Here is a 22,252-nt window from a genome sequence, read left to right as displayed (position 1 = left end):
GATTCAGTTCCGACGCGTTCGCAGGTGTGGCGATGAGGCGGCGGCGCTGTCAGCGCATCGCCGTCTGACGCGTCGCGACCAGCCGGTTGACCAGTACCGCGGCGAGAATCAGCCCGCCGGTGGCCACCTGCTGCCAGTTGCCGTCGACTCCGAGCAGCACCAGGGCATTGACGATGAGGCCAGCGACCAGCGCGCCGAACAGCGTCCCTGTCACGCTGCCCACGCCGCCGCTGAGGCTCGCCCCGCCGACGACGACCGCGGCGATGACGTTCAGTTCGAAGCCGTTCCCGGTCAGCGGGTTGGCGCTGCCGAGCCAGCCCACGAGGAGGACGGCCGCCAGGCCGCACAGTGCGCCGGTCAGGCCGAAGCACACAACCTTGATCCGGTTCGCGCGGATGCCGGCGTCGACGGCGGCCTTCATGTTGCCGCCGGTGGCGTAGACGTCGTAGCCGAACTTGGTCCGGCTCAGCATCCAGCCGAAGGCCAGCATGATGCCGCCCATCCAGACCGTCTGCATCGCCAGCGATCCGACTGCACTGCCTCCGACGAGGCTGTGGTATTGCTTGCTGACGGGGGCCACGATCGGCTCACTGGCGGTGAGTAGCAGGGCGAAGCCGCGCAGGATCGCCAGTCCGGCCAGGGTCACGACGAACGAGGGGACCTTGAAGACTGTCGTCACCAGGCCCTGGACCAGCCCGATGCAGGCGCCGAGGGCGATGACGACGACAGCCGCCTCGCCGGCCGGCATCGACCATTCGGTCAGGCTGTAGGCCATCACGACGGACAGAAGTCCGTACTGCGAGCCGACCGACAGGTCGATCTCACCGACGACGACGACCAGCGTCATGCCGGTGCCGATGATACCGATGAACGCGATCTGCTGGGCCACCGAGAGCAGGTTCTGGCTCGTCAGAAAGTTGTTCACGAACAGCGCGCAGTAAAGGAAGATGGCGGCAGTGGCCACCAGCACGCCGAACTCGTGGGCGCCGAACAGCCGGCGCATGATCCCCGCTTCGGCGTCACGGTCCAATCTCTTGACGGCAGGAGCGATGGCGGTCACTGGACGCCCCTCTGGCCAGTAGCGGACGGCAGGGATTGGGTCGGTGCCGTCGCCGCGGACGGGTCGAGGATGCGGGAAACGGCGTTGGCGGCGGTGTCGCCGAGGATGAGCCCGACGACGTCGGCCGCGCTCGTGGAGTGCACATCGCGGACGCCCTGCACCTGTCCGGCGCGCATCACTACCACTCGGTCGGCTACGGCGAGCACATGGTCGACGTTGTGGCTGACCACGGCGACTGCGGTTCCGCGGCTCCTGAGTTCCGTGATCAGCTTCAGGACGTTCGCCTGCTGTTCGGGGCCCAACGCGGCGGTCGGTTCGTCGAGCAGGACGACCTTGCCGCCCTGGTGGACGGCGCGGGCGATGGCGATGCACTGCCGCTGCCCGCCGGACAGACCGCCGACCGGCAGGCGCACCGAGGGTATCCGGATGCTGAGCTCGTCAAGGACGGCGCGCGCCTCGCGGCGCATACGGCGGCGGTCCACGACGAATCCGCGCCGGGGCTCCTGGCCGAGGAACACATTCGTCGCCACGTCCCGCTGGTTCACCAGGGCCAGGTCCTGGTAGACGACGGAGATCCCGTGCGCGGCGGCGTCCCGCGGGCTGCGCATCGACAGCGGTTGGCCGGCCATGATGAGGGTGCCCGAGTCGGGGCGTATCGCTCCGCAGAGCACCTTCATCAAAGTCGACTTGCCGGCGCCGTTGTCCCCCATGAGGCCGATGACTTCCCCCTCGGCTATGGTCAGGCTGACGCCGCGCAATGCTTCAACTCCGCCGAATCTCTTGCGGATGTCTGCTACTTCGAGAACAGGCATCGGCCTCGGTTCCTCTCGGTCGGGTTCCGGAGCGGCCGTTCAGTCGCTCTGGTCAGGGAGATTTGCGACGTAGACGTTCAGCACCTCCGCGAGGTCCGGGGTGCTGGTGGCGCGCCGGGTGAGCACATCGGTGAGCGGGGCGTCCAGGTCCGGTCCGTAGAAGTGCTGGGCCATTTCGATGTGCTCGGTCATCGCGGCGCGGGCGGTGTCCGGGTCCTGGTCGGCGATTGCCTCCAGGATCACGTCGTGCAGCGGGACCGCGACCCCGCGCACGGCGCGGTCGGTCAGGCTGCGGAGCACGACGCCGTGAGTGAGGGGCCGGATCGACCCGAACATCAGCTGGATGACCGGGTTCCGTGAGGCCACGGTGATCGACTCGTGGAACGCGACGTCCAGGTCGGCCGTTACGGCGAGCGACTTCTCCTGGTCAAACGCCGCAAGGATCCGACGCATGTTGGTGAGGTCGTCCTCGGTGCGGTTCTGCGCAGCAAGCGCCGCGGCCTGGCCTTCCAGCATGCTGCGGGCCACGACCAGGTCCCGGGCCGTCACCCCGCCGCGCCGCGCCAGCAGTGTCGGGTCGCCGCCGTGGCTGCTCGGGCGGAGATCGCGGACGAAGCTTCCCCGACCCGCGGCGACGGTGATCAGGCCCCTTTCCTGGAGCGCCCGCAGCGCCTCCCGGATGACGGGGCGGCTCACCTGATACTCCAGGGCCAGCAGCCGCTCGGAAGGGAGCCGCGTGCCGACTGCCCATTCTCCCGAGAGCAGCCGCGTTTCCATCGCGGCCGCGACGTCCGCCCCCGAGGGTGGAGTGTTTATCATCGAACTGGTAAGACCGGTCATGCCGAAAGATATACTCGCCGCCGTCCAGCGCCGTCAAGCGTCCACCAAAGGTTCTTTCACCCGACCGGCGCCGCAGCTTTGGACGCCACCTGGTTCATGACAATCCGGAGGTTGACATGGAAGCGACTTCGAACGAGAGCCCCTGGGGCCTGGCCGGACGTCGTGTGGTCCTCACCGGCGCGCTCGGCGAGATCGGGCAGGTCATCGCCGCGGCGTTCCGGTCAGCAGGCGCGCACGTCCTGCTGACCGACCTGCCCGACGCGAGCGAAGCTGCCGAGGCTGTGACCGCTTCAGGCTTCACCCAGCACGAATACGCGGCCTGTGACATCGCATCGGCGGACGATGTCCGGGCTCTCTTCGACCGGGCCTGGGAGGTGTTCGGCGGTCCGGCGGACATCGTGTGCGTGCACGCCGGGGTCGTTGGTTCACATCCCACCGTCGACTACCCCGTCGAAGCCTTCGACGAACTGATGGCGGTGAATCTGCGCGGCTCGTTCCTTGTTGCGTCAGAGGCAGCGCGGCGCTGGCTCGCGGTCGAGGCGGCCGGGATCCTGATCTTCACCACGAGCTGGGTCCAGGACGTGCCCTGGCCGGAGATCGGCCCCTACTCGGCCAGCAAGGCCGCCGTCCGATCACTGATGCGCACGTTCGCCCGCGAGCTCGCCCCACGGGGCATCCGCAGCAACGCCGTGGCGCCCGGAATTGTCGGCGTCGGCATGGCCAGACGCCAATGGGACTCCGATCCCGCGTATCGGTCCCGCGCGCAGCGCGCGATCCCCCTCGGCAGGCTCCAGACGCCGGAGTCGGTGGCCGATGCGGTGCTCTTCCTGGCCTCGCCGCTGTCCGCGTACATGACCGGCGCCACGCTGCTGGTCGACGGCGGAGCGAGCCTGTATCCGATGGACGAATGAGCATCTGGTCTTACCAGTTCAACCAATGTAGGGTCGCGATCTGCACGAGATCTTCCCCCTTGGATCCCGAACTCTCGTGCCGAGACCGAGCCAGGTCGTCCCGTTCCCCCGCGCATGCGACGCCGCCGGCCTGCCTCACCGCTGCCCCACGATCGCCGCTCCCCGTCGAAAGGCTTCAAGCGATGCTCGCCGCCCGATGGCACGGCCGTGACGACATCCGTATCGAGGACGTCGCGCCGCGAGAACCCCGCAATGACGAAGTGCTGGTCAAGGTCCACTGGTGCGGTATCTGCGGCACCGACCTGGAGGAGTACCGTGCCGGACCGCTCATCATCCCGACCGGCGAGCCGCACCCACTGAGCGGACGGATGGCGCCGCTGACGCTCGGACACGAGATCGCAGGCGAGGTCGTCCGGGCCGCCCGGGACGGAACCGGTCCCGCAGTGGGGACTTATGTGGTTCCGGACGTGGTGAACGGCTGCGGGCAGTGCTGGTGGTGCCTCCGCCACGAAGAGGGCCTGTGCCCGAGCGTCTGTGTACCCGGCCAGCAGGACGACGGAGGCCTGGCCGAATTCATGGTGGCCAAAGCCCGGACCTGCGTTCCGGTCCCGGCCGGATTACCGATGGAGACCGCCGTCCTCGCCGAACCCGCTGCCGTGGCGGTCCGCGCCGTCCGCAAGGTGCCCGAGATCATCGGCGCCGTCGCCGTGGTCGTCGGCGGTGGGACGATCGGCCAGCTCACCGCGCAGGCCGTGCTGGCCGCAGGCGCCGCGGACTGCTGGCTGGTCGACCCGTCGGACTACCGGCGCCAGTTCGCGCAGGCCCACTCCTCGGTCCGCAGCTCCTCACCCGATGACCTCGCCGACGTCGTGGCCGGCCTCGGCGAGCCAGGCGTCGACGTCGTTTTCGAGTGCAGCGGCGCCCCAGGACAGTTGACCCGGTCAGTCGATCTCGTGCGGCCGGGCGGCGTCGTCGTGGCCGTGGGACTCGGCTCCGGGACGCAGCCCGTCCCGCTCCCGGCCCTCGTCCTCGGCGAGCGCCGGCTCGTCGGCTCCGCAGCCCACCTGTGGGACGCCGACGTCGCCCAGGCAGTGCGAATGCTGGCCGACGGGCGGTTCGACGCCGCCGGCCTGATCACGCATCGGATCCCGCTGCATGATCTGGTGACTGTCGCGCTTCCTCTGCTGTCACAGCCGGATCCCGAGGTCCTGAAGATCGCCATCGACTGCCGCTGACCGCATGACCGTGGCGCCCGCACCGCGACCGGTGCGGGCGCCACGATTGCGGTGCGCTACAACGTATTGATCTGGCCGGCGTTGAGCGCGTAGGTGTTGTGGTTCGCGGTGACGTCGGCCGGACGGAACACCAGTGAGGAAGTTCCATTCTGAAGTTGCTGGCGTCTCTCCCTTATCAGCAGATCCGCCGTTGATGAGACACTCCCGTCGGCCGCGACGGGCTTTCGCCGGTTCCGGGTCTGCACGGTCTCCGGTGTAACTGATGATCAAGGAAAAGACATCAAGTGACCAACACCGTGACCGCGTTCGTGGACGCCGATGGCCAGGCGGAACCGTCGCTGGAGTCCCCGGCCGTCGAGCAGAAGCTCATCGGCCAGCTCGTCGAGCAGACCCGGGCCAAGGGGCTGCAGCTGACCGGCGAGGGCGGGTTGCTGGAACAGCTGACAAAGACAGTCCTGGAGTCCGCCCTGCAAGGCGAGTTCACCGGCCATCTCGGCTATGACAAGCATGACCCGGCGGGCAAGGACGGCGGCAACAGCCGTAACGGCACCCGGTCCAGGACGGTGCTGACCGATATCGGCCCGATCGAGATCGACGTGCCTCGCGACCAGGAGGGTTCCTTCGAGCCGGCCATCGTCAAGAAGCGGCAACGTCGGCTGACCGGCGTGGACGAGATGGTCCTCTCGTTGTCCGCGAAGGGCCTGACCCACGGCGAAAATTCCGCGCATCTGGCCGAGGTCTACGGCGCGAACGTGTCCAGGACGACCATCTCCACGATCACCGGCAAAGTGATGGACGGCATGGCGGAATGGCAGAGCCGACCGCTCGACCGCGTCTACCCGGTCGTCTTCATTGACGCTGTCAACGCCGCCATGAGCCTCGACCCGACCGGCGCCGGCCGCAAACGCTGGACCATGCGCTGGAAGGGCGCAATGAACGCTTCGACCTGGCCTTCGACGGCCGCCTCGCCGCAGGCCAACTCTAGCCACATCAACCCCAGTTACACCTTTGACAAGACAGACCCGGTTCCGGCCCGCGGGGTGCGTGCCGGAACCGGAGAGGTGGTGCGATTGCTTGTACGAGGGAGTGGTTCGGTTCGTTATCGGGTGTCGACCGCGTCGATTTTGACGCCGGGCTTGCCATCGTTTGCTGTGATGTCGGTTTGCTCGTAGCGGATTGTCACCGGTCCGCGGACCGGGACCCAGAAGGGCATCATGTGGTAGCTGCTCCAGCTGCCGGTGGGTGGGAAGCTGACGGTGCCGACGACCGTGCCGTCGACGGCAACAGTTGCCTGTATGCCCCTGCTGTTTCCGTTGGAGTATCGGATCGTCAGGCCGTTGCCGGTGAGGTTGGACCAGGTGATCGAGTCACCGGCCTCCTCGCCCATCGACCCGACCGCCTTGCCGCCGGAGGCGGCCGGGTCGTCGTAGACGGTGACGCCCTTGAGGACGCCGCTCTCACCTTCGTCGCCGGTGCCGTTGAGGGTGAGGCTGTCGATGTTGCAGCAGTATTGGTTGCCGGCTGCGGTGTTCGCCGCGGCGTCTGCGGCGGTGATGCGCAACGTCACGGAGTTGCGGACGTGTTGGGGGATCTTGAAGGTGCGGAAGGTGTCCCAGGATTTGGTGGAGGGCAGGGTGAGGGTTGTCTGGGTGGTTCCGTCGGTGATGAGGGTGACGTGGTTGGCGGTCGGGTAGCCGTTGGAGTAGCGAATCGAGATCGAATCTGCCCCCCCGGTGTTTTGCCAAAGGATCTGGTCCCGGGCTTGGCCGAAGAAGGCGATCACGGGCATGCCGGGTGTGTCCTGCATGTACCCGGGGTCGCCGGAAAATCCTCCGTTTGAAACGCCGATGTAGGGGACGGTCTTTTCACCGATGCGTTGGGACGCGCCAACGGTGAGAGTTCTGGTGCCGGTGTTGAAGTCGATGGCGACAGGTTTGCCTGGCTTACCTTCGTGGCCGGTGCCGTCGACACTGGACACCCGGTAGTAGTACCGGCCGGTGAGGGGTTCGCCGTCGCGGTCCAGGCCGGTGTCGGTGAAGCGGGTGGTGCTGCCGGGCAGGTCGGTCAGTCGGGCCGTGGGTGACAGGGCGGCTCCTGGGGTGCGTGCTCGGTAGACGCGTACGACGCGGGCGTTCGCCGGTGACCAGGACAGTTCGTGTCCGGTCGAGGTGAGCGCGGTTGGGGCGGCCGGGTCCGCGGGTGCCGTGCCCGGGGTGATGATGGCGGAGGCGGGTTGTGCGGAGCCGGCGACGGGGAACGTGCCGGTGTTGTGGCCGTCGCTGCCGGAGACGTAGTACTCCACTCCGGTGGGGCCGTGTGGTGTGGCGGGCATGGGCACCGCGGCGCCGAAGACGGATCGGGCGATGCGGGTCATCGGCACCGTTTCCCATTCGGTGTCGCCGAAGCGCCGGTAGTGCAGGGCCGCGGTCAGGGAGGAGTCGTCGCGCTCGTCCCACAGCCGTGCCTTGAGGTACAGGTCGGACCCGGGTGCGACCGACGACGGCGCGGAGACCACGATGACCTTGGGTGCGGTGGTGTCGGCCGTTGCCGTCTCGACCGTGTCGGCGATCGCCTTGGGGCTTTCCACGTCCCCCACGGTGGCGGTGACGGTGTAGCTGTGCCGGCCCGCCTCGGTGGTGTCGGTGTACTGGGTGGCCGAGCCCGGCACCTGCGCCACCTGGGTGCCGTCACGGTAGATCTGATAGCTCGAGGCCCCGGGCTCTCGGGTCTGCCAGCGGACGATCGCGCCCTGATCGGTGCCGTGGGCGGTGACGTTCACCGGGGGCAGCACCGGTGCCTTCTTGCTGAGGTCGAACTCGCGTTGCACGTAGTGGGTTTGCACGTACCGGTTCTCGGTGCTGACGATGTTTCCCAGCGAGGAGATGTCGTTGACCTGCGCGATGAAGTCTTCCTCCCACGGCCGGTAGTAGTCGCCCAGTTCGGCCAACGGGGCGGTCTTGAGGTACTGGTCGATGTTGACGTACCGCAGTTCGGAGTCCAGCCGGGCTCGCAGCTCGACCAAGCGGGCTTTCTGGCTGGCGTCGGTTGTTTTCGCGATGGCGGCGTCGACCGTGGCGATCTGGGTCTGCGCCTTCTGCCGGTCCGCCGACCGGTCCGCGCCGCTCAGCGGCGGGGCCCCGGCGATGCAGCATTCCGATGCCAGGCTGGCCACGGTTTCGTTCTGGTCGATGATCGGCGAAACATCCGCCGCCGCCGCGGCACCGTAACGTGCTACGGCATATTCCTGATACACCGACCGGGACGTCGGGTACTTGTCCGTCCCGTACCACGGCGCGCGGGCCAGGTAGAGCCCCTTCGGGTCGATTGCACCACCGAGTCGCCAGGTCAACGCCTGGAACCCGGTCATGTTCGCAGCAGCGGCCTTGTAAGAAGCGATCGTGTCACTCAGATTCATGTTGTACGGCTGGTAGTACACCGAAGAGTCGAAGTCGCGTTCCAGCCACGGGGTCCCCCAGTACTCCCGGGTCCCGAAAGCGGCCCCGCTCTCGAAGGACGCCGAGTAGTGCGAGATCGGGGCCGCGATCACATCGGTCGGGAGGTCGTCCATGAACGTCGGATCGAGCCCCCACCCGGACACGCCGAACCTCGTGGCCGCACCCTTGTCGATGAAGGTTTGCTGGAGGGTGCGGAAATTAGCCTTCCAGGTCGGATTCTCACTGGCGGGCATGGTCTCGGAGCGGTAGGCCATGACGTAATCCAGCTTGGGGTAGTCGGTGGCCAGTTGTGTGGCTCGCGCAAGCGTTACCCCGGGTGCGTCATACTTCTCGCCGTAGGCAGCGGGTATGAGGTTCAAGTCGATGCCCAGCGAGACGCGGACGCCACGGGAGTGGGCGTACTGCAGGATCCACTGAAAGAGAGCCCGGCCCTTGCCGAAGACGTCGATGTTCGCCAGCGTGTCATTGTGCAGGCCGAGTTCCGAACCGGCCGCGTAGTCGTCGAAGAGGGACGCGGCGCCGAACCTGTAGTCGTTGAGCCGCCAACCCGGCATTCCCCAGCTATGACCGGACTCCGAGGTCGCCATCCACGGGCGTGACCGCACGCCGTTGTAGCTGAAGTTGGCAAAGGACTCGTCGTGTCGAAGTTCTCCATTGTAGTTGTGCAGGTTGAGCAGGTTCATCCGCATCTTCGCCATCTGGTCGATGATGAAGGCGTAGTCCTCACGCGAATACGTCGTGGCCGACTGGGGAAAGTTGGTCCAGGGCAGGATCCCACGGACCGATTGCCGAGGAGCCTTACGTTCATCGACGTCAACCAACCCAAGCGCGGTCCGAGCCGGGGGGTAGACATCCCCGGTGAAGCTGAAGCTCACGCCGTAGTAGTCAGTGAGCAGGCCGTAAACGCCATAGAGGACACCGTTCTCATCGCTTCCGGCTACCGCGAGCAGATCACGACCCGCCACCTTCGCCTTCTTCAGCACATAACCCTGCGGTCCCGGGTCGGTGCCGCTGACAGTCAGATTCCCGGCATCCACCATCTTTCGCAGGAGCGTGTTCGTCCCTGGCCGCCCGACCACGAAGGCCGGCGCATCGCTCGGCGTGGTATCCGAGATGATCCGGGGCAGCGTGCCGGTCTGCCCTAGCAGATACCGTTGCAGCTCCCGGGCCGCGTACTGCTCAAGCTGGGGCGCGGACGAACCAACGACGATCACCGGCGATGCGTCGGCTCGGGCCGACGCCGTGGGTAGCACGCCGGTGAACGCGCCCACCACAAGCAACGCGACGACGGCGTAGATTCGAATGAGCGGGACAAATCCCCGTCTCGGGGACAGGCATGTCATGGATACTCCCCTACTTCATCGATGGACCTACATCGGCAAGACATCCGTGTCACCGCTAAAGGGACTTGGGATCTTCCACAGCTTCGGCTTGCGCCCAGCCCCTTCCGCCCGTCGGCGCGGGCCACCCGTGCCGCACGCAGCGCGGACTGGCGGGCCGCTTCCCGCGGTCCGGCGAGTTCGGCGAACAACTCGCCGAAATGTGCGCGGGAGACACCAGACTGGGCAGGATGGGAACAGACCGCACGGGCCCAGGTCAGCTTCACAACTCACCCAACCCGTGCGGTCCTTCTCATGTCACGGCCCGACCGGGGCGATCACTGTTGCCCCCGAGGTCGTAAGGTCGAGCCGCGACGCCTACGGATTGTGGCGCTTATTCGGCACGCCTCCGAGTGCCCTCCAGTTGGTCCAGCCGCTTGTGGTGGTCCAGGTGCGTTGCCACAGCTGGTTGCCGGTGCCACGGACGAAGACGCTGGTGCGGCCGTTGATCATGGTCAGGGCTGGGGCGCCGGTGAAGGTGTCGGCGTTTGGTCCGCCCAGTGCAGCCCATGCGGTCCATGAGGTGCCGTTGAAAGTGCGTTGGTGCAGCTGGTTGTCGGTGCCGCGGACGTGGACGGTGATGTTGCCGTCGGCGTCGGTAGCAGCGCCGGGATTGTCGACGAGGACTCCGCCGAGTGCGGTCCAGTTGGTCCAGCCGCTTGTGGTGGTCCAGGTACGTTGCCACAGCTGGTCGTCGGTGCCACGGACGAAGACGCTGGTGCGGCCGTTGATCATGGTCAGGGCTGGGGCACCGGCGAAGGTGCCGGCGTTTGGTCCGCCCAGTGCAGCCCATGCGGTCCATGAGGTGCCGTTGAAAGCGCGTTGGTACAGCTGGTTGTCGGTGCCGCGGACGTGGACGGTGATGTTGCCGTCGGCGTCGGTAGCAGCGCCGGGATTGTCGACGAGGACTCCACCGAGTGCGGTCCAGTTGGTCCAGCCGCTTGTGGTGGTCCAGGTACGTTGCCACAGCTGGTCGTCGGTGCCACGGACGAAGACGCTGGTGCGGCCGTTGATCATGGTCAGGGCTGGGGCGCCGGCGAAGGTGCCGGCGTTTGGTCCGCCCAGTCCAGCCCATGCGGTCCATGAGGTGCCGTTGAAAGCGCGTTGCCACAGCTGGTTGTCGCCGCCGCGGACGTGGACAGTGATGTTGCCGTCGGCGTCGGTAGCAGCGCCCGGGCTGCTCGGATTCGGTGTCTGTGTCCGGCCCCAGGCGTCGGTGGTCGGCACGACTCGCGACCACACCTTGAACGGGTGCGTACCGCCGGCGGTCTCGAACGGGCCGGGGAACGGAACACTGTTGCCTCGATCGACTCCGAGGAAGTCTGTCGATACCGACATGGCCGATCCGTCGGGGTTCGTGAACGGTTGATTCGGCCTCGGCGCGTTGGCGAGTGATCCGGTGCTCACGAGTGCTTGTTTTGATCGCCACGACTCGACGCGCGGCACCGCGAGGTACCAACCGTCCGACTTCTTCGTGAGCGCCGGCGCGTATGCCACCGAGGCAGCGTCCACTCCCTCCTGTTCGAGTGCCGATCTCGTTGCACCCTGGGTGTAGACATTCGCCTTCATCGTGATCGGGTACGACGCGCTCGCGGAATCCCAGCCCGAGAGGTTGGCCGAGCTGCCGAGGATGTTGTTGATCCACTGCTGAGCGCCGAGCGGGAGGGCCGCGTTGGCGACTGTTGTCGTTGAGTGCGGTTTCATGTAAGGCGTCTGTCGCCCGTCCGCAAGCGCGGTCACGGTCCCGGTCACGAGGTTGTGCGCCCAGGCCAACCCGTTCGAATTGCACAGGAGCCCTTGGGCTGAAAACATGACATTGTTCGCGATGAATAGCGGACCGTGGTTAACCTCGGTAAAGAGGTCGCGGGCGTTGTCGTGGAAGAGGTTCCCCACGACCCGGGTGCCTTGCGCCATCCAATCCAACCAGATCCCCGCCGCCTCGCCGGTGTTGTAGATGTGGTTCCCAGAAATGACGACATCGATGGCGGCATGGAGCTTGATGCCGGCCATTTCCGCTCCGCCCCAGATCCTTTGGGTGTTGGCGTGGTAGATCTCGTTCCCGGTGATCGTGCTGCCAATCGCGCCAAGAGAGCCCACGACGCCGGTCTGGCCACAGTGGTGAATCGTGTTGTTCCGGACGACGTGGCTGCCGATGTTCGCAAACGACCAACCGCCTGAACTCTGCGCGTCAGAGATCGTCAAGTAGTAGCCGTCCGTCGTGCCGCGGGTGCCGTCGTACTTGTCTGAGTACTTTCCCAGGGCGATGCCACAGCACCTGGAGTAGGCGATCTCGTTGTCTTCGATGATCCATCCCTTGCACCAGTACGCACTCACGAGCCCCCACTGCCCCATGGTCGGTGCGCACCAGTTCGTCGCGGCATTCCGGAGCTCGAAGCCGCGGATCGTGATGTAGTTGTAGTTGGTCGCGGCGGGCTTGAACACCGTGCCTCGAATACCGACCTCGACAGCCCCTTGGTTGGGGTCGACCCCGGGGAACTTTGCGGTGAGTGTCGTGTAGCCATTCGCGTCGTAGCTCGGCTGGTAGCTCGGTGCAGTCCCTTCCACGAGACCGTCCACGGTTGACCACCAGGACGCGCTCGCGTTCGAGCTCACCGCGGCCAGGCCCGTCGCTTCCGGTAGCCAGGCACCGTCGAGGTACACCATTCCCACGCGATGGATTCGCCCGTTGCTCGCGAACCAGTCACCATGCACCTGCTCCGCGTACGGGTTGAACCCGTTGAAGTACGAGTTCCGGATCCTGAGCTGCCAGACGTCACCGGAGACCCGGGTCCAACTCGTGAAGAGATCGGAGCCGGTCACCGTCACCGAAGCCCCAGCGTCGGCCGCGTACGTGATCCGCATGCCGTCGCCGGTGCCGCCCCGCGGAAGGATGACCTCCTCCCGATAGGTCCCGCTACGGACCAGGACGACGTCGCCGGGTTGGGCCTTCCGTGCCGCGGCGTTGATCGTCAGCAGTGGTGCGGCGCTCGTCCCGGCCGCGCTGTCACTCCCCCTCTTGGAGACGTAATAGGTGGTGCCCGTCGCCGCGGCCGCGGGCGCGGCTGCCGTGAGACCGAAGGCGACCCCGGCTGAGGTTCCGCCGCTGACGGCGAGGAACGCCCGGCGCGAGATGTCCCGGCGTTTGGCGGAGTCTGGGTGCCGCTCGATCATGTTGAACCCTCCTGTGGTTCCGCTCTGCAGCCCCGGTGCTCCCGATTCGCGGGTTTGCCCCCGAGGTAAATGATATGGCTGTACCGGTCTGACCAGTCATACAACTGCGACTAGGCGAGGTCAATGGGCGCGGCACGCCCAGACTGCAGCCGCCGCGACAGAGCTCAAGCCACCGTGGCGGCCGCAAGGGCCAGTTCCGGCAACGCGATCAGCCGGGCAGGGGTCTGTACGGTCAACGGCTCTGTCCCGTAATCGGTGGTGACCGTACGTCACTGTGTGTCAGGCTGGGGCGTGCTTGAGGTCAATGCCCTTGTGGGTGTGGTGTTTTCGGGTCTGTCTGCCCTGGTCATCGAGGGTGTGGCGGATGAGGGTGAGCTGGTCCGGGTGGTGGCGCGTACTCGCGATGATCCGGTGCCGTGTCCGGTGTGCGGGACGCCGACCGGGCGGGTGCACGGCTTTCACGGCCGGACGGTGGCGGACGTGGCGGTGGACGGCAGGCGGGTGGTGGTGTCGGTGAGGGTGCGGCGCCTGGTGTGCCCGGTGCTGGGCTGTCCGCGGCAGACGTTTCGTGAGCAGGTGCCCGGCCTGCTGGGGCGCTACCAGCGCCGGACGAACCGGCTCGCCGACCAACTCGGCAGCGTAGTGAAGGAGTTAGCGGGCCGGGCGGGCGCCCGCCTCTCCCGGGCTCTGGCCACCGCGGTGTCGCGCTCGACCGCCCTGCGGATGCTCATGCGACTGCCGCTGCCTCCGCGCCGGGTGCCGCGGGTGCTGGGCGTGGACGACTTCGCGCTCAAGCGCCGCCACCGGTACGCCACCATCGTGATCAACGCCGAGACCGGCGAGCGGATCGACGTACTCCCCGACCGCAGCGCGGACACCCTTGAGGCGTGGCTGCGCGAACATCCCGGCGCTGAGATCGTCTGCCGGGACGGCTCAGGCGCCTACGGCGAGGCCATACGCCGGGCCCTGCCCGCCGCGGTGCAGGTCAGCGACCGGTGGCACCTGTGGCACAACCTCTGCGACAAGGCCCTGGCCGAGGTCCGCTCCCACAGCTCCTGCTGGGCCACCGTCAACCCACCCCGCCCCGAGGGAGCACGCGGGCAGACCACCCGCGAACGCTGGCACCAGGTCCACGACCTCCTCGGCAAGGGCGTCGGCCTGCTCGAATGCGCCCGCCGCCTGAACCTCGCCCTCAACACCGTCAAGCGCTACGCCCGCACCCAGGAGCCCAACGCCCTGCGCCGGGCCCCGCAGTACCGGCCCACCCTCGTCGACCCCTACCGCGACCACCTGCGCGCCCGCCGGTCCGCGGACCCCGCCGTCCCCGTGCTTCAGCTCTTCCGCGAGATCAAGGAACTGGGCTACACCGGCAGCCTCAATCTTCTCTACCGCTACATCACCCAGGGCCGGGCCGAGGGCGACCGGCCCGTCATCACCCCGCGCCGCCTCGCCCGCCTTCTCCTCACCCACCCCGACAACCTGCGGGACAAGGACGCCGAACTCCTGTGTGAACTCACCGCCGCCTGCCCCGAGATGACCTAACTCGCGCGTCTCGTCAAGGAGTTCGCTGAACTCCTCACCCCCGCCACCGGCAACGACACCAAGCTCACCGAGTGGATCACAGCCGTCCGCGCCTGCAACCTGCCCCACCTGCCCCACCTGCCCCACCTGCACACCTTCGCGAACGGCCTCGAACTCGACCGCGCCGCGGTCAACGCCGGCCTCACTCACCCCCACCACAACGGCCGCACCGAGGGCGTCAACACACGCACCAAGAGGATCACGAGACAGATGCACGGCCGAGCCGGATTTCCCCTGCTCCGCCACCGCATCCTCCTCCAATGACCACCACATAGCGCTACCACCGATTACGGGACAGAGCCGGTTACCGTACAGACCCCAGCTTCCGCGACGAACAGTGAAAGTCGTGGGTCATCGACCCTGTGAGGACAGGGCAGGGATCGTGCTGCTGGATCAGCGTGCGAGCCCTCCGCGTCAGAGGTGGGGATGATCAAAATCCGCGGTTGACTTCGAGATTCGTCAACACGAGCAGGGCGCGCAGGAGGTGGGTGGCGCGGGCGGGGTCGGTGCGGAGCTTGGTGAGGATCCGCCAGTTTTTGAGGTGGGCGAAGCCGTGTTCGACCGGTGCGCGTCCGGTGGCGAGGACCCGGTTGGCGGTCTTCTGGCCGGGAGTGAGCTTGTGGGCGCGAGTGGCGGTGAAGCCGGTGACGACTACGGGGTCGCGTACGTCGTTGTCCAGGCCGCGGAAACCGAGGTCCGCCAGCGCCCCGAGACCGGCGGCGCGCAGGTGGGCCAGGATGTGATCGTGGCGGGCGGCGGTGATGTCGTGGGTGCGGCCGGGCCGGGCCGCGGATATCCAGATCAGCCGGCCGCTCTCGTCGGTCAGGGCGAGGAAGTGCAGACCGTGGCGGCGATGTTTGCCGGAGTAGTTCCGCCGGCCGGCCCGTCCGGTGCGGCGCTGGGTGGGGATGAGGGTGCCGTCGATCAGGACCACTTCCCCGCCCCGCTTGGCAATCTTCTTCAGGGCGCGGTCCAGGCGCGGTGCCTGAGCGGCGAGCAGGGCGATCAGCTCGTCGCGCCAGCGGCGGACGGTGGACTCGGACACGTTGTTGCCGCCGGCCATGTCGGCCAGGCGCTGGTCGTGACGCAGCACCGCCAGGACGATCACCGCGATCCGCCCGGGCGGCAGGATCCGCCACCTGGACCCAATCGCCTTAAGGTGGCGTCGCAACAGATCGGCGAGGTGGTTGACGGTGTGCGTGGACAGCGGAAGACGGCACTGGTAGACAAGCGGGCAGGTCTCCTCGGCGCGTTCCTTGGCATTCGTCACACAAACCAAACGACCGCCAAGGGCACCCCGGTTACGCTTGCGGCGTACCGCTCCGAGTGACAGCGTTCCCGGTCACAGGCGGGTGGTGAACCGGCCGTCGGGCAGTTTCCGCAACCAGCCGCGATCGACGAGTCTGACCAGCTTCCCGCGCAGCGGTTCCAGCTTGGCCCGCACGCTGACGTCCACTCCCAGCATCTCGCCGACCTGCCGGGCCATGACCGGTCCGGCGGCCTGCCGCACGGCGGCGAGGATGCGCTGGTAGTCCGGCGGAAGCATGGTCTCCTCCATATCCGGCGTGCGGTGCGGGATCAGCATTACCGCCTGGCCGCCCACTTGCCCAGGCATCGGCGCGGCCGAGGCGCGCTCGTCAGCGAGCTGCTTGCTCACTCGCTCAAGGACCTGTTCGGCGACGGCGAGCTCGTCCCGCTCGGCCCGTACCTCCGCGAGCTGCTTGGCCAGCTGCCCTTCGAGTTCGTCCAGTTCCGCGCGCCGCGCGGTGATCCGTTCCAGCAGCTCAGGATCCAGCATGCACCGGATCGTAGAGGGCCTGCGATCTGCAGCGGGCAAGAACCGGACGTTCAGCCCCCTGCTTGTGCTGCCGGCTGCTGGCTCAGGAACTGCTTCGCGGCCTCGACTGCTTCCCTGTTGAGTTCCTCGATGGAGACTCCCCAGTTCTCTTCCCAGCCGTCCAGGTTGTGTGCGCAGTGGACAAGTGGTTCCAGCTCTTCGGGATAGCCGAGGTCCTCGGCGATGTCTGCCCAGATGAGGTAAGTGCCGGTAGCGGGATCCAGGGATCCATCGGCGATCTGACCGGCGACCCAGTAAGCCATCGCCCACTTTGCGGCCCGAGGGTCAGCGGGCGGGTGGAAGAGCAGCCCCAACTCCTCCATCACCTGGTCGAAGAGCGCAGGCGCTTCGGGCTCTTCGCTCCGGAGGAGGCCGGCCAGCACGGCGAGAGAGGGGCTCTCAACCCCGGCAATCAGCGCGTCCAGCCCTGCCCGGATGAGCCGGTCTGACGCGACGTGCCTGTCGAATGCCCTCTCGCGCGCGATGTGGCTGAGCTGCTTGAGGGCGTCGTCGCGGGTCATCAGAGTCTTCTCGGTCGGTGTCTGGGAGAAGAAGGCTCGCACACCAGCCGACGCTGCTGCATCGTGATTCTCTTCGAGCAACCGCGCTGACAGACGATCTACTCCACAGACTGCCGCCCACGACCAGCATGAGTACCCCGAGAACCGGTCACACCAGCCCTGTGAACTGCGACTTCAAGTTGGCGGAGGCTCAGTGCACTGGATGAATCGCCCGAGGACGTCATCAAGGTCGGCGACGCCCTCACGGTGATGATCATCGACGTCGATGTCGCGCGCCGTCGCATTGCCCTGTCGCATACCCAGGCCCGGACGGCCCCCCTGAGGGAGATCGCCATTCCTGACGAAACGGCTGTCGAGACGTGCAAGGGGCAGGAGTCCAAGTCCGGTGCCGAGACGAATGAGTTGGCCCTGCACCTGGCCTCGTTGTCCGATCCTGAGGCAGCCGTCCGAAGGAACGCTGTGGGCCGCGCTGTCACGTTGGCTGACAGGGTGGGAGGATCCTCGGGCTGATCACGGTGGAGGGGGTCGTCCGTGGAGGGCATGTCGCCGTCGTACAAGGGGCACCGGTATCCGGTCGAGGTGATCTCGCACTGCGTGTGGCTGTACTTCCGGTTCCCGCTCAGTTTCCGTGAGGTCGAGGAGCTGATGCTGGAGCGCGGCGTGATCGTCTCGTACGAGACGGTCCGCCGCTGGTGCCTGAAGTTCGGTCAGCAGTACGCCAACGGACTGCACCGCCGACGGCCCCAGCCTGGCGACAAGTGGCATCTGGACGAGGTCTTCATCAAGATCAACGGTGAGCAGAGGTACCTGTGGCGGGCTGTCGACCAGGACGGCAACGTGCTGGACATCCTGGTGCAGAGCCGCCGGGACACGGCTGCGGCCAGGCCCTTCTTCCGCACGCTGCTGACGAAGACGGGCGGGGTGCCGCGGGTGATCGTCACGGACAAGCTCCGCTCCTACGGCGCGGCCCACCGCGAGGTCATGCCCTCCGTCGAGCACCGTTCCCACAAGGGCCTGAACAACCGGGCCGAGAACAGTCATCAGCCCACCCGGCAACGCGAACGGGCGATGAGAGGCTTCCGCAGCGTGGGCGCCGCGCAGCGGTTCCTGTCCGCGTTCAGCGGCATCTCACCCCGCTTCCGGCCCCGCCGCCACCTGATGACCGGCACCCAACACCGCGCCGAAATGACCGTCCGCTTCACCATCTGGGCCCCTTCCTGGAGGAGGGGGCCGCCACTTGGAAGACATCCGGCGAAGGGGCGCCCGTGATCGAACTCGACGTTGATCAGCAGATTCCCGTCATCCTCACCGACTTCCAGCACCCCGATGCCTGGCGCGCACTCGTGGCCGTGCTCACCAAGGACGACACGACACCCATCAGGGTCTACGAAGATGCCGCCTGCGAGGGCGCTGGCGTCGAACTCGGAACGGCCACGGAACAAGGGATGCGGCCGGTGAACTGTCCCTCGTCAGGATGCCGCACGACGGGCCCCCACCGGGGGCATGGTGTGCAGCAGCTCCAGTCGGCGCTGGACGGCTTCGACCGCCCCGGAGCGCCGGCCAGGTACGTGGCGGCGTAATGAGAACAGGGGCGGGCCGAGTTCGCGGGCCCGCTGTGGGTCGCGAAGTTCCTGCCACTGGTGGTGGGCGCGGTCTACGGCGCCTTCTACGGCAGGGTCGTCCGGGGGCTGTTGCCGGGCAAGGCGGGCGTCGGCGGCAGCCATCCACAACTCGCAGCTGCGCGCCGGATCATCGGCGAGACGAGCGAGGTCGGCCCGGACCTCCAGCCAGTGGATGGCCTGCAGGGAGCCCTCGCCGTAGGTACGCAGGGCCCATCCCTCCCACATGGCTGTGAGTGACGCAGCCTCGCCGTGCCGCCCCGCGTGGGCGGCGGCAAAGATCGCGGGCAGCGGATCCTCTTCGGCCACCTCGGTGTTCTCCGAAATCGCAGGAGGCGCCGTCGCAACAGGTGCAGGCTCCTGGTGTGGCCGGCTCGGTACCTGGACAGCCGTTGCCGCAGGGGTGGGGACGGCTGTGTGGTCGACGGCCAGGAACAGCGCGTCGTCGGGGCCGGCCTGGGCAGCGGCCTGTTCGTGGAGCTGGGCGAGTGGCGGGTTGATGCCGCTGCGCCAGGTGGTAGCGAGGGCCTTCAGGTAGGCCGGTTCTGTGATTCGGCGGCGGGGCGGCGGCGGGGTGATCCGGCCGTATACGCGGATCCCATGGCCGAGAGCGAGGCCTTCGGTACGGAGCTGTTGCCAGGCGTCTGGGGTGGCGACCACGTCGGTGACGACGGTGGTGGTGCCCGGTCGGCGCAGTTTGAGTTCGCTGGCCAGCCAGTGCCAGGGCAGTGCGGTGTAGCGCAGGGTGGTTGGCGTGGTCCGGGCGAGTGCGAGGTGGATCAGGTGCTGCTTGTGGTCGAGGTGGAGTTGTCCGGTGATGTAGAGGGAGAGCGGGCCGGGTGTGGCAGCCGCGGCGCGGATGCGGGTGAGGACGGTCTGCGGATCGGCCGGGTCGGTGAGTTCAACGATGGTGGCTGCCGTCGTGCCGGTCAGGATGCTGGGCGGGACGGCCGCGAGCGTGGGCAGGACGCTGGTTGCGTCAATGAGACAGCCCTTGCCGGCCGGGGCTGCCGCGATCACCAGCGCGGTCCCGGATACCGTGTCCCTGTTGATCATCACAACTGCACCGTAGCGGCTGCCCGGCTTGTGAAGGTAACCAGCGGCCAACTCCTGTCCGATGACCAGGGCGTAGACCTACCCGGCAGGCGTGGCTTTGGTGCGATAGCCGGTGTCGGCCAGGCCTTCGTGGCGCGGTGGTGGGCGGCGGCAATGTTCGAGAGCAGGTGAATGCCGCCGACGCTGTCGGAGACGCTGGCCGCGGTGACTCAGAGGGCCAGCTGCAGGCCGAGGGTGTCGACGCCGATACGGCGCTTGCGACCTTTATCTTGAGCCCGCGCGGCTCCGCAACGGGTTCCGGTCGTTCGGTCCACCAGGCGGCGAACAGCGGCCGTCCAGGGCCGTGAACGACTCGTTCGGGAGCGCCCACCGGCGGCGTGATCATCCCCCTGCGCATCACTGCCCACCGGGCGTGCCCCGCATGTGCCACCCGAGAAGACGAGAAGGCGTCGCGCACCTGCACCGCGTGCAAGGGGACCGGCCAGGTCATCCACGAGCGACACACCCACAAGGTCCGCCTCGCCGCAGGTCTCCGAGACGGACAGAAGGTCCGGATCAGGAAACTTGGCGGGCCAGGGAAGCACGGCGGCACGCCCGGAGACCTGTACGTCGCCGTGCACGTCCACGATTGATCCGCCGCGCGGTATTCGGCCAGGCCCGGATCACTTTGTGCCATTCGTCAGCAACCCGCCCCCAACGTCGCTGAGGCCCGACTACACAAGAAGGCTGGGGTGGCGCGCTGCCGTCCCCGCACGGTGATGGCCGGTCGTTGGGGGAGGTCTGGACGGGTGCTGACCATCGACACGGCGGTGCTGCTCGCAGTCATCGTGGTCTGGCGGCTGCGGCGGCGTACAGAGGCCCGCAGCCGCTTCGACGAGAAGCTGACCGTCGTCATCGTCCTGGCGCTGGGCATCCTGATCGCACCCACCCCGGCAGGCCAGGGAATCCTGAACATCCTGGGGGAGCTCGCGAGCGGCGTCACGCAGGCCAGCCGATGAGTCCCCGCGCGCGCAGGGGCCGGGCGGCGAAGACCAGGCGCCCGCCGGCGCGGCGGCGTACCCGGAGGCCGGGCAAGCGGCGGCAGCGCGCGGACGACCGGCTGATCGGTCTCCTCGTGGCCGTAGTCCTGGCTGTCGTCCTGGTGGTGGCCGTCGTCAACTGGCTGCTGGCCCACTGGTGGGTCCTGATCGTCCTCGGCGCGATCGCGGTGCTGGCCGGCGGCGGCTGGCTCTACCAGAAGCAGCAGAACGCGCGGTGGGAAGCGGTCCGCGCGCAGGGCCTGCGGTACGGGCTGGCCCAGCTGGACGCCCTGCACCACTCCCGGTTCGAGGACGCAGTGCGGGACCTGATGCGCCGTGACGGCTGCCAGGACGCGGTCCGTGTCGGGGGCGGCGGGGACCTGGGAGCCGATGTGAAGGCCACCGACCCCTATGGGAGGCGCTGGGTGATCCAGTGCAAGCACAGGCGCAACGGCCTGGCCGGCTCCGCGGTGGGCACTCCGGACCTCCAGGTCCTCAACGGCACCGCCCGCCAGGTCCACGGCGCCGACATCGCGGTGATCGTGACGAACGGCAGGGTCACCGCGCCAGCCGTGGCCTTCGCCAAGCAGCAGCGGCTGCACGTCGTCGACCGTCACACCCTCGCAGTGTGGGCGTCCGGCTCGCGCCCCTTGTGGGAGCTGCTGCGGGCCGTCCCGCCGCCCCGCAGGCCGACCGCCCTCTCCTGAGCATCCCGCGCCCCGGGCTGCCTCACCGGCGCCGCCGCGCCCATCGGACGTCAGCGCTGGCGATGCGGGGCCGCCCGATTCGGTGATCTTTGGTCCGATGGGCGCCACGGCGATGTGGCCGTCGCCAGACTCGCGGTCGTGGCCGACCTGAACACCCAACGGCGGCAACCCCCTGTGCCCTTGCTGCAAGGCACGCCGCACACGCTCAGTGTCTGGGTATGGCTCTGTCCACGAGAACCAGCGACGTCACTTGTCGATGGGTTTGGGAGGCGTCCCGATCCACGGTCGGGTGATGGGCACGATCTGGACTTCACCGGCGTCGCATTCGACGGCGGAGACTTCACCGGCGCGGTGTTCTCCGGCGGAATGGTCCGCTTCAACGGCGCGGTGTTCTCCGGCAGCACGGTCCACTTCGTGGGCGCGGCGTTTTCCAGCGGCACGGTCTCCTTCACCGGCGCGGTGTTCTCCGGCAGCACGGTTCACTTCGTGGGCGCGGCGTTTTCCAGCGGCACGGTCTCCTTCACCGGCGCGGTGTTCTCCGACAGCAGGGTCTCCTTCGTCAACGCGGTGTTCTCCGGCGGCACTCTCGACTTCTCTGCTGCGGATGGTGCCATGCCGTCCGGCCTGGCGGTGTCGGGCACCCAGCCTCACGCGACCGGACTGATCTTGCCTCAGGCGTGGCTCCGGCCGACGCCCTGATGGGCACACGGCTCCCCCGGGGGAAGCACACGACCTGACTCAGATGTTCTCTCCCTCTCCCGCTACTTGACCGGGTGCCCGTCGAGCCAGCGGTTCAGATCATGCGCAGATCCAAGGACGTCCGGGCGGTTGGCCAGGCGAAGGTAGCCGCCGGCGATAGCGAGGTCATCCTCGCGCCGGCCGCCGATCACGGCGATCTCATCCAAGGGCCATTTGGGGCGGGGCAGATCCATACTCGGCAGGATCGTTGTGGGCGGTCGTAGGCACCAGCCGGTTGTCCAGGTCGAAGTGCTTGACCCTCACGTGGCGTCATGCCGCATTGTCGGTGGCGTGGAAGAGCACCTGACCGT

At 67.6% G+C, this 22,252-nt stretch carries 18 protein-coding genes and 3 pseudogenes; 10 read left to right on the top strand and 11 right to left on the bottom strand.

Annotated features, from left to right (window positions below):
* Positions 1-49: 49 nt before the first annotated feature.
* Genes OH809_RS41280 through OH809_RS41270 form a run of 3 tightly spaced genes read right to left on the bottom strand, consistent with a single transcriptional unit; the run spans position 50 to position 2,691 of the window.
* Entirely contained in the window at positions 50-1,060 is a 1,011-nt protein-coding gene (locus OH809_RS41280) for an ABC transporter permease (RefSeq protein WP_406415828.1), read from the bottom strand.
* Positions 1,057-1,872: an ATP-binding cassette domain-containing protein gene (locus OH809_RS41275; protein ID WP_406516198.1), complete on the bottom strand. Its 816-nt coding sequence runs from the start codon at positions 1,870-1,872 to the stop codon at positions 1,057-1,059. Before OH809_RS41275 ends, OH809_RS41280 begins: the two co-directional genes overlap by 4 nt.
* A 39-nt stretch (positions 1,873-1,911) precedes the next feature.
* Entirely contained in the window at positions 1,912-2,691 is a 780-nt protein-coding gene (locus tag OH809_RS41270) for a FadR/GntR family transcriptional regulator (protein ID WP_406415832.1), read from the bottom strand.
* A gap of 137 nt (positions 2,692-2,828) precedes the next feature.
* Here OH809_RS41270 and OH809_RS41265 point away from each other — a divergent pair, with 137 nt between their 5' ends.
* The 3 genes and pseudogenes from OH809_RS41265 to OH809_RS41255 form a co-directional block, all read left to right on the top strand.
* Positions 2,829-3,623, top strand: a complete 795-nt coding sequence (locus OH809_RS41265; RefSeq protein WP_406516197.1) for an SDR family NAD(P)-dependent oxidoreductase — start codon at positions 2,829-2,831, stop codon at positions 3,621-3,623.
* A gap of 182 nt (positions 3,624-3,805) precedes the next feature.
* Positions 3,806-4,858, top strand: coding sequence for an alcohol dehydrogenase catalytic domain-containing protein (locus OH809_RS41260; protein WP_406516196.1), 1,053 nt, complete (start codon positions 3,806-3,808; stop codon positions 4,856-4,858).
* 368 nt (positions 4,859-5,226) lie between these two features.
* Positions 5,227-5,721, top strand: a pseudogene (locus OH809_RS41255) (transposase); the annotation flags it as partial.
* A gap of 236 nt (positions 5,722-5,957) precedes the next feature.
* Here OH809_RS41255 and OH809_RS41250 read toward each other — a convergent pair.
* Together OH809_RS41250 and OH809_RS41245 are read right to left on the bottom strand one after the other, a co-directional pair.
* Positions 5,958-9,527 carry a carbohydrate-binding protein gene (locus OH809_RS41250; protein WP_406415837.1) on the bottom strand — a complete coding sequence of 1,190 codons (3,570 nt, stop codon included), beginning with the start codon at positions 9,525-9,527 and terminating at the stop codon, positions 5,958-5,960.
* A 483-nt stretch (positions 9,528-10,010) separates the two neighbouring features.
* Entirely contained in the window at positions 10,011-12,554 is a 2,544-nt protein-coding gene (locus OH809_RS41245) for a right-handed parallel beta-helix repeat-containing protein (protein ID WP_406516329.1), read from the bottom strand.
* Between the two features lie 630 nt (positions 12,555-13,184).
* Here OH809_RS41245 and OH809_RS41240 point away from each other — a divergent pair.
* Positions 13,185-14,708: pseudogene (locus OH809_RS41240) on the top strand (ISL3 family transposase).
* 166 nt (positions 14,709-14,874) lie between these two features.
* Here the strand turns inward: OH809_RS41240 and OH809_RS41235 are convergent.
* The 3 genes from OH809_RS41235 to OH809_RS41225 form a co-directional block, all read right to left on the bottom strand.
* Entirely contained in the window at positions 14,875-15,714 is an 840-nt protein-coding gene (locus OH809_RS41235; protein ID WP_406415840.1) for a transposase family protein, read from the bottom strand.
* A gap of 72 nt (positions 15,715-15,786) precedes the next feature.
* Positions 15,787-16,242: a hypothetical protein gene (locus tag OH809_RS41230; RefSeq protein ID WP_406415842.1), complete on the bottom strand. Its 456-nt coding sequence runs from the start codon at positions 16,240-16,242 to the stop codon at positions 15,787-15,789.
* A 50-nt stretch (positions 16,243-16,292) separates the two neighbouring features.
* Positions 16,293-16,802 carry a hypothetical protein gene (locus OH809_RS41225; RefSeq protein WP_406516195.1) on the bottom strand — a complete coding sequence of 170 codons (510 nt, stop codon included), beginning with the start codon at positions 16,800-16,802 and terminating at the stop codon, positions 16,293-16,295.
* A 198-nt stretch (positions 16,803-17,000) separates the two neighbouring features.
* Here OH809_RS41225 and OH809_RS41220 point away from each other — a divergent pair, with 198 nt between their 5' ends.
* Positions 17,001-17,312, top strand: a complete 312-nt coding sequence (locus OH809_RS41220; RefSeq protein ID WP_406424676.1) for a S1 RNA-binding domain-containing protein — start codon at positions 17,001-17,003, stop codon at positions 17,310-17,312.
* Between the two features lie 30 nt (positions 17,313-17,342).
* Positions 17,343-18,071: an IS6 family transposase gene (locus OH809_RS41215; protein WP_406516328.1), complete on the top strand. Its 729-nt coding sequence runs from the start codon at positions 17,343-17,345 to the stop codon at positions 18,069-18,071.
* 200 nt (positions 18,072-18,271) lie between these two features.
* Here OH809_RS41215 and OH809_RS41210 read toward each other — a convergent pair whose 3' ends face one another.
* Positions 18,272-19,477: a hypothetical protein gene (locus OH809_RS41210; protein ID WP_406516327.1), complete on the bottom strand. Its 1,206-nt coding sequence runs from the start codon at positions 19,475-19,477 to the stop codon at positions 18,272-18,274.
* A gap of 81 nt (positions 19,478-19,558) precedes the next feature.
* Positions 19,559-19,740: pseudogene (locus OH809_RS41205) on the bottom strand (IS5/IS1182 family transposase); the annotation flags it as partial.
* 114 nt (positions 19,741-19,854) lie between these two features.
* Between OH809_RS41205 and OH809_RS41200 the strand changes: the two are divergent.
* The 4 genes from OH809_RS41200 (at position 19,855) to OH809_RS41185 (ending at position 21,902) form a co-directional block, all read left to right on the top strand.
* Positions 19,855-20,109: a DnaJ C-terminal domain-containing protein gene (locus OH809_RS41200; RefSeq protein WP_406516194.1), complete on the top strand. Its 255-nt coding sequence runs from the start codon at positions 19,855-19,857 to the stop codon at positions 20,107-20,109.
* 156 nt (positions 20,110-20,265) lie between these two features.
* The gene (locus OH809_RS41195) at positions 20,266-20,475 is read left to right on the top strand and encodes a hypothetical protein (protein ID WP_406415849.1); all 210 of its coding nucleotides are present in this window, start codon (positions 20,266-20,268) and stop codon (positions 20,473-20,475) included.
* Positions 20,472-21,203, top strand: coding sequence for a restriction endonuclease (locus OH809_RS41190; protein ID WP_406516193.1), 732 nt, complete (start codon positions 20,472-20,474; stop codon positions 21,201-21,203). The genes OH809_RS41195 and OH809_RS41190 overlap by 4 nt, the downstream gene beginning before the upstream one ends.
* Before the next feature lie 138 nt (positions 21,204-21,341).
* Positions 21,342-21,902, top strand: a complete 561-nt coding sequence (locus OH809_RS41185) for a pentapeptide repeat-containing protein (RefSeq protein WP_406516192.1) — start codon at positions 21,342-21,344, stop codon at positions 21,900-21,902.
* Between the two features lie 62 nt (positions 21,903-21,964).
* Here OH809_RS41185 and OH809_RS41180 read toward each other — a convergent pair whose 3' ends face one another.
* Positions 21,965-22,135, bottom strand: coding sequence for a hypothetical protein (locus OH809_RS41180; RefSeq protein WP_406415853.1), 171 nt, complete (start codon positions 22,133-22,135; stop codon positions 21,965-21,967).
* Between the last annotated feature and the right edge of the window lie 117 nt (positions 22,136-22,252).

It is taken from the genome of Streptomyces sp. NBC_00873 (assembly GCF_045207415.1).
GTDB lineage: Bacteria > Actinomycetota > Actinomycetes > Streptomycetales > Streptomycetaceae > Streptomyces.
Note: the sequence above shows the minus strand (reverse complement) of the source record. Positions and strands in the feature narration are given on the sequence as shown.